The organism is Nocardia niigatensis NBRC 100131, assembly GCF_000308655.1.
In the GTDB taxonomy this organism is placed as follows: domain Bacteria; phylum Actinomycetota; class Actinomycetes; order Mycobacteriales; family Mycobacteriaceae; genus Nocardia; species Nocardia niigatensis.
Map to the genome: position 1 here is coordinate 105928 of NZ_BAGC01000010.1, position 6374 is coordinate 112301.

Below are 6374 nucleotides of genomic sequence, written 5' to 3' on the forward strand. Positions count from 1 at the left end.
CGTGGCGTGACGCGATACTCGGCAATCCCGCCGCGAACCACCATGTCGCCGCCTATTATTCGGCGACATGTCAGCTCACCGCACTGCCGGCATGGCACGGTGCGCCCTGTGATCGCGCGCGGTGCACGTCTGGGTCTGCTGCTCTCCATCGTGGTGCTGTCCGGTTGCTCGAGTGGTGAAGCCGGCACCGTGCCGCACTCCACCACACCCCCGGCGGCCCCGGCCGTCGCGGCGGCTCCGGCCCCGTACCTGTTACCCGGCATGCCGCCGCCGCTCTCGCCCGCTGACGTCTACGCGGCCACCCGCGAACTCAGTCCCGCCGTGGCCGGCCAGCCCACCCGCGTCTACGTCCCCAACAGCGAATCCGACACCATCACCGTCATCGACCCGGACAGCTTCCAGATCATCGACACCTTCCCGGCCGGCGGCCGCGAACCCCAGCACGTCGTCCCCGCCTACGACATGCAGACCCTCTACGCCAACAACGACCTGCCGATCGGCAGCGGCAGCCTGCTCCCCATCGACCCCCGCACCGGCAAGGCCGGCGACCCGATCCCGGTCCGCGATCCGTACAACATGTACTTCACCCCGGATGGGAAGTACGCCCTCGTGGTCGCCGAGGCCGACCGCTCCCTCGACTTCTACGACCCGCACAACTGGACGAAGCTGCACGACATCGCGGTTCCCGGCTGCCCGGGCGTCAACCACATGGACTTCACCGCCGACGGCCGCACCGCCCTGGTCAGCTGCGAGTTCAGCGGGCGGATGGCCGTCGTCGACATCGCGGGCCTGCGCCTGGAGCGCATGATCGACCTGCCCGGCGGCCGCTCCGGCATGCCGCAGGACGTCAAGCTCGCACCCGACGGCCGCACCTTCTACGTGGCCGACATGATGGCCGGCGGCATCCATGTCTTCGACGCGAAGACCTTCGACAACACCGGCTTCCTCGCGACCGGCGCCGGCACCCACGGTCTCTACGTCACCCGTGACTCCCAGCGGATGCTCATCACCAACCGCGGCGAAGGCAGCATCTCGGTGCTGGACTTCGCGACCGGGCAGCTGGCGAGCAAGTGGGAGATCCCCGGCGGCGGCAGTCCGGATATGGGAAATATCTCCGCCGACGGGCGTGTCTTCTGGGTGTCCGGCCGCAACCACAGCGAGGTCTACGCCATCGACATCGTCGAGTGGAAGCTGCTCGCCCGCATCCCCGTCGGCCGCGGCGCGCACGGTCTCACCATCTGGCCGCAACCGGGCAGATACTCGACCGGCCACACCGGCGTCATGCGTTGAGCGCCTCCGCATTCCGAGGATTCCGAGGGCTCGAAAATCGCCCGAACGCGGTGTGTGGACCCGGCCAAAACCCGGCCGGGATGACTGGGGGAATCCGCTATTGAACAGCGTTCGAGTTGCCCTGGTCCCGCGACCGAATCGGGGGCTCTACCTGCGGATTTCTACTGGCGGGTAGTCAATAACCGTACTCGCGAGTAGCCCCGTCTGGATTACGAAGGGGGTCTGGTACTGGTTACACTCCCCGTCATGACGAGTGTCCAGCATCAGCCTTCGCCGGGTCCGGCGGGTGCCCCCGATATCCACACCACCGCCGGCAAGTTGGCTGACCTGCGCAATCGGCTGGAAGAGGCCAAGCACCCCATGGGTGAGGCCGCGGTCGACAAGGTCCACGCCAAGGGCAAGATGACCGCGCGTGAGCGCATCCTCGCCCTGCTGGACGAAGGCTCGTTCGTCGAACTCGATGCCCTGGCCCGCCACCGCAGCGTGAACTTCGGCCTGGAGAACCAGCGTCCGCTGGGCGACGGCGTGGTCACCGGCTACGGCACCATCGACGGCCGCGACGTCTGCATCTTCTCCCAGGACGTCACCGTCTTCGGTGGCTCCCTCGGCGAGGTCTACGGCGAGAAGATCGTCAAGGTCATGGACCTGGCGCTCAAGACCGGCCGCCCGCTGATCGGCATCAACGAGGGCGCCGGCGCGCGGATCCAGGAGGGCGTCGTCTCCCTGGGCCTCTACGGCGAGATCTTCCACCGCAACATCCAGGCCTCGGGCGTCATCCCGCAGATCTCGCTGATCATGGGCCCGGCCGCCGGTGGTCACGTCTACTCGCCCGCGCTGACCGACTTCGTGGTCATGGTCGACCAGACCTCGCAGATGTTCGTCACCGGTCCGGACGTCATCAAGACCGTCACCGGCGAAGAGGTCACCATGGAGGAGTTGGGCGGCGCCCACACCCACATGGTGAAGTCCGGTGTCGCGCACTATGTCGCCTCCGGCGAGCAGGACGCCCTGGACTACGTCCGCGACCTGCTGGGCTACCTGCCCAGCAACAACCGCGCCGAGGCCCCCCGCTTCCCGGCCACCGCCGCCGCGGGCGCCATCGAGGAGAACCTCACCGAGGCCGACCTCGAGCTGGACACCATCGTCCCGGACTCCCCGAACCAGCCCTACGACATGCACGAGGTCATCAAGCGTCTGGTGGACGACGAGGAGTTCCTCGAGGTCCAGGCCGAGCGCGCGATGAACGTGATCGTCGGCTTCGCCCGGATCGACGGTCGCAGCGTCGGTTTCGTCGCCAACCAGCCCTCGCAGTTCGCCGGCTGCCTCGACATCGACGCCTCCGAGAAGGCCGCGCGCTTCGTGCGCACCTGCGACGCCTTCAACGTCCCGATCATCACCCTGGTGGACGTGCCCGGCTTCCTGCCCGGCACCGGCCAGGAGTACAACGGCATCATCCGGCGCGGCGCCAAGCTGCTCTACGCCTACGGTGAGGCCACTGTGGGCAAGATCACAATCATCACTCGCAAGGCCTACGGCGGCGCCTACGACGTCATGGGTTCCAAGCACATGGGCGCCGACGTGAACCTGGCGTGGCCGACCGCTCAGATCGCGGTCATGGGTGCTTCCGGAGCGGTCGGTTTCGTCTACCGCAAGCAGCTGCAGAACGCGGCCGCCGAGGGCAACGACGTCGACGCTCTGCGCCTCGAGCTGCAGAACGAGTACGAGGACACCCTCGTGAACCCGTATGTGGCGGCCGAGCGCGGCTATGTCGACGCCGTCATCCCGCCCTCGCACACCCGCGGCCAGATCGTCTCGGCGCTGCGGCTGCTGGAGCGCAAGATGGTGTCCCTGCCGCCGAAGAAGCACGGCAACATTCCGCTCTGATGATGCGATATGCGCGGTATGGGGCGCACACTGTCGAATAGGACAAAGGACTCGTACCGCGCACGATCGCCCCATCCGAGTGAAGATGTTCAGGAATGACCCTCGCCGTCGAGGGTTGTATCGAATACCGTTTGCGGCCCGGACATTCACCGGCCACGAACGCGCCGCACACCCTGCGGCGAACGGACAGGAGGACTGGCGCTGTGACGACCATGGCCGATGAAGAAGTGCTGCGCGCCGCCGAACTGGATCTAGCAGGCGTCGACGAACTGGCGGACGCGATCGATACGGCCGTCGCCGACGTCGCATCTTCGAACACCGAACCGGTCATCCGGGTCCTGAAGGGGAACCCGACCGACTTCGAGCTGGCCGCCCTGCTCAGCGTGTTCGCCGCCGCGTCCGCGAGCGCCGCCGCCGCACCGGCCGACAATGGGCCCGCCGACATGTGGGGTGTTCCGACCCTGCTGCACCGTGGTTCCTCGCCCTTCTCGCCCTACGCATTTCCGGCGCTGTCGCACCAGCGCGACTGACGGCCTGTGACCGTCTTCGTACTAGCGTCTCAATCTCCGGCTCGGCTCGGCGTCCTGCGCAACGCGGGCGTCGAACCGGTCGTCCGGGTGTCCCACGTGGACGAGGATGTGGTGGCCGCGGCACTGCCCGCGGATACCGCACCCGATCGTGTCGTCATCGAACTGGCCCGCGCCAAGGCGCGTGAGATCGCCGGTCAGCTGGCGGCCGACCCCGCTTTCGCCGATTCTGTTGTGGTGGGCTGCGATTCGATGCTGCTCGTGGACGGCGTACTGCAGGGCAAACCACTGACTGCCGAGCTCGCTCGCGCGCGCTGGGCCGAGATGGCCGGGCGGAGCGCCGATCTGCTCACCGGGCACTGCGTGCTGCGCCTGATCGCCGGTGAGATCTCCGGCGAGGCCGCCGACTGCAGCTCCACCACCGTGCATTTCGCCAAGCCGGAACCCGATGAGCTCGACGCGTATATCGCGACCGGTGAGCCGCTGCAGGTGGCCGGATCTTTCACCCTGGACGGCCTGGGCGGCTGGTTCGTGGACAAGATCGACGGCGATCCGTCGAGTGTGATCGGTATCGGACTGCCGCTCGTGCGCCGGCTACTGGCCGAAGTAGGCGTCGGTATCGCGCAGCTGTGGGTCGGTAGCCCCGCGTAGCTGCTGCTCGTTCGTGGTGCGCAGCTGAGGTTCCGTGGTGGTCCGCAATTGCGGTGCGACACGGCTGGTCGACGGCGCCAGGCGCGGCTCGCCGGATTCGGCCCGATCCGGCTCGGACCCGGCCTCGCCGCGGGCCTGTAGCAGTTCCAGACGCGCCACGCACAGTTCGGGTTCCACGAACGGGTGCAGGCGCACGTTCACGCTCTCGCGACCGCCGTTGCGGTCCAGGACTTCTCGCATGAGTCCCAGGTGCACGCCGCACACCACCTCGGAGTGGGTGCGGGCCAGTTCGCGCAGCGGACAGGCGGTCATGTGGATCAGGGCCGATTCCTCGGTGTCGCCGGCCGGGTCGCGTTCGGGGGCGAAGCCGAGCTCCGACATCAGGGTGACGGTGAGGTCCTTGGCGTCGTCGAGCGTTTCGACGGGCTGGTCCACGGATTCGAGTTTCGCGCCCCAGGCGCGGCCGGCCGAGATGGCGGCATCGGAGCGGCGGCGCGGATCGCTGCCCAGCTGATCGGCCAGCACCTGCGCCAATTCCTGATAACCGACAGATCGCTGTACGGCGGTATAGCCGATGCGCGGGCGACCGCGGCCGCGCGGGGGTTGCTGAAATTGGCGAACCAGCGATTCCCGGGTGAGGACGTCCAAATGGAAACGCACCGTAGTCACATGCTGTCCGGTGACACGTGCCAGTTCCTGGGCGTCGAGAGGCTCGCTGGCGCCACGTAGGATCGCAAGCAGTCGCCGTCGCGGCCAAGAATCGGACATAGCTCACCCCTCCTCTCGAGAGACTTTATCGGATGAAGCTGCGCTTAATTCGCTCAATCATCCGATTCGTGATCTGAAACGAGTTACGTAACCGCCACATGCCTACGATCGGTGTCGAGATTCGAACCGCCAATGCCTAACCCACCACGCGTGAAGGACCACAACGTGCCCGTCGTTCCGGATCCGCACCACTCATTCGGCTCCTACGCACATCCTCACCGACTAGTAACCACAGAGTGGCTGTCGGCAAACATCGGCACGCCGGGACTCAAGATCATCGAGTCCAACGAAGACATATTGCTATACGACATCGGGCATGTCCCGGGGGCCATCAAGATCGACTGGCGGAGCGAGCTGATCGATCCCCTCACCCGCGATGTCGTCGACGGGGTGGCCTTCGCGAACCTCATGCGGGTCAAGGGCATCGAACGCGACGACACCGTCGTCATCTACGGCGACAAATCCAATGGCACCGCGGCCGCCACCCTGTGGGTGTTCTCCCTTTTCGGTCACGAGGACGTGCGCCTGCTGGACGGTGGCCGCGACGCCTGGATCTCCGAGGCCCGCGACACCACCTTCGAGGTGCCGGCGGCCGGGCTGGGCGAGTATCCGGTGGCCGATCGCGACGACAAGTCGGCCCGTGCGTTCCGGCAGGACGTGCTCGCGCACTTCGGCGGGCCGCTCATCGACGCGCGCGCGTTCGACGAGTACACCGGGGAGCTGGTCGTTCTCGATCGCCCCGAGGAGCAGGCGCTGCGCGCGGGTCACATTCCCACCGCGGTCAATATTCCGTGGACCTCCTCGGTAGGCGCGGACGCCCGTTTCCGCCCGCGCGCCGAGCTCGATGTCATCTATGGCGCGGTGATCACCGGCGTCGCGCCGCTGGTCTACTCGCGGGTGGGCGAGCGTTCCGCGCTGACCTGGTTCGTGCTGACGTATCTGCTGGGTGTGCACGGTGTGCGCAACTACGACGGTTCCTGGACCGAGTGGGCGAACGCCGTCGGCGCACCCATCGTGATCGGCGCGGAACCGGGCGTGGTGCCGGTGGTCGTGGCAAGTTCGTAACGCCCGGTCCCCTCCCGGGAGATTCACAGGAGAAGGTCTCGGGAGAGTCTGGTAGAACAGGTTCTAAAAAGACGGGTCCGAGAGTCGCATTGCTCACTCTTCGGGCCTACTCTCCGGTAGCCCTATCCTCGGTTCGGTGATTGTTGGCACGATGCCTACACTGCCGACAGACGAAAGTATCCAGAGCAC

The 6374-nt window shown here is 66.8% G+C and carries 6 protein-coding genes; 5 read left to right on the forward strand and 1 reads right to left on the reverse strand.

All coding sequences use genetic code 11. The features are described 5' to 3' along the window. The first annotated feature begins 108 nt into the window (after positions 1-108). From ON33_RS43905 to ON33_RS05360, 4 genes are all read left to right on the forward strand, one after another. The gene (locus ON33_RS43905; protein ID WP_169336777.1) at positions 109-1290 is read left to right on the forward strand and encodes a YVTN family beta-propeller repeat protein; all 1182 of its coding nucleotides are present in this window, start codon (positions 109-111) and stop codon (positions 1288-1290) included. Between the two features lie 246 nt (positions 1291-1536). Further along, the gene (locus ON33_RS05350) at positions 1537-3174 is read left to right on the forward strand and encodes an acyl-CoA carboxylase subunit beta (protein WP_040855783.1); all 1638 of its coding nucleotides are present in this window, start codon (positions 1537-1539) and stop codon (positions 3172-3174) included. 95 nt (positions 3175-3269) lie between these two features. Continuing rightward, positions 3270-3704, forward strand: a complete 435-nt coding sequence (locus ON33_RS05355; protein WP_245550307.1) for an acyl-CoA carboxylase subunit epsilon — start codon at positions 3270-3272, stop codon at positions 3702-3704. 6 nt (positions 3705-3710) lie between these two features. Next, entirely contained in the window at positions 3711-4352 is a 642-nt protein-coding gene (locus tag ON33_RS05360; protein WP_040855784.1) for a Maf family protein, read from the forward strand. Here ON33_RS05360 and ON33_RS05365 read toward each other — a convergent pair. Continuing rightward, positions 4296-5012 carry a helix-turn-helix transcriptional regulator gene (locus ON33_RS05365; protein WP_245550308.1) on the reverse strand — a complete coding sequence of 239 codons (717 nt, stop codon included), beginning with the start codon at positions 5010-5012 and terminating at the stop codon, positions 4296-4298. The two genes, ON33_RS05360 and ON33_RS05365, sit on opposite strands and share 57 nt — an antisense overlap. Before the next feature lie 273 nt (positions 5013-5285). Between ON33_RS05365 and ON33_RS05370 the strand changes: the two genes are divergently transcribed. Then, positions 5286-6185: a sulfurtransferase gene (locus ON33_RS05370; protein ID WP_040855867.1), complete on the forward strand. Its 900-nt coding sequence runs from the start codon at positions 5286-5288 to the stop codon at positions 6183-6185. Positions 6186-6374 lie beyond the last annotated feature (189 nt).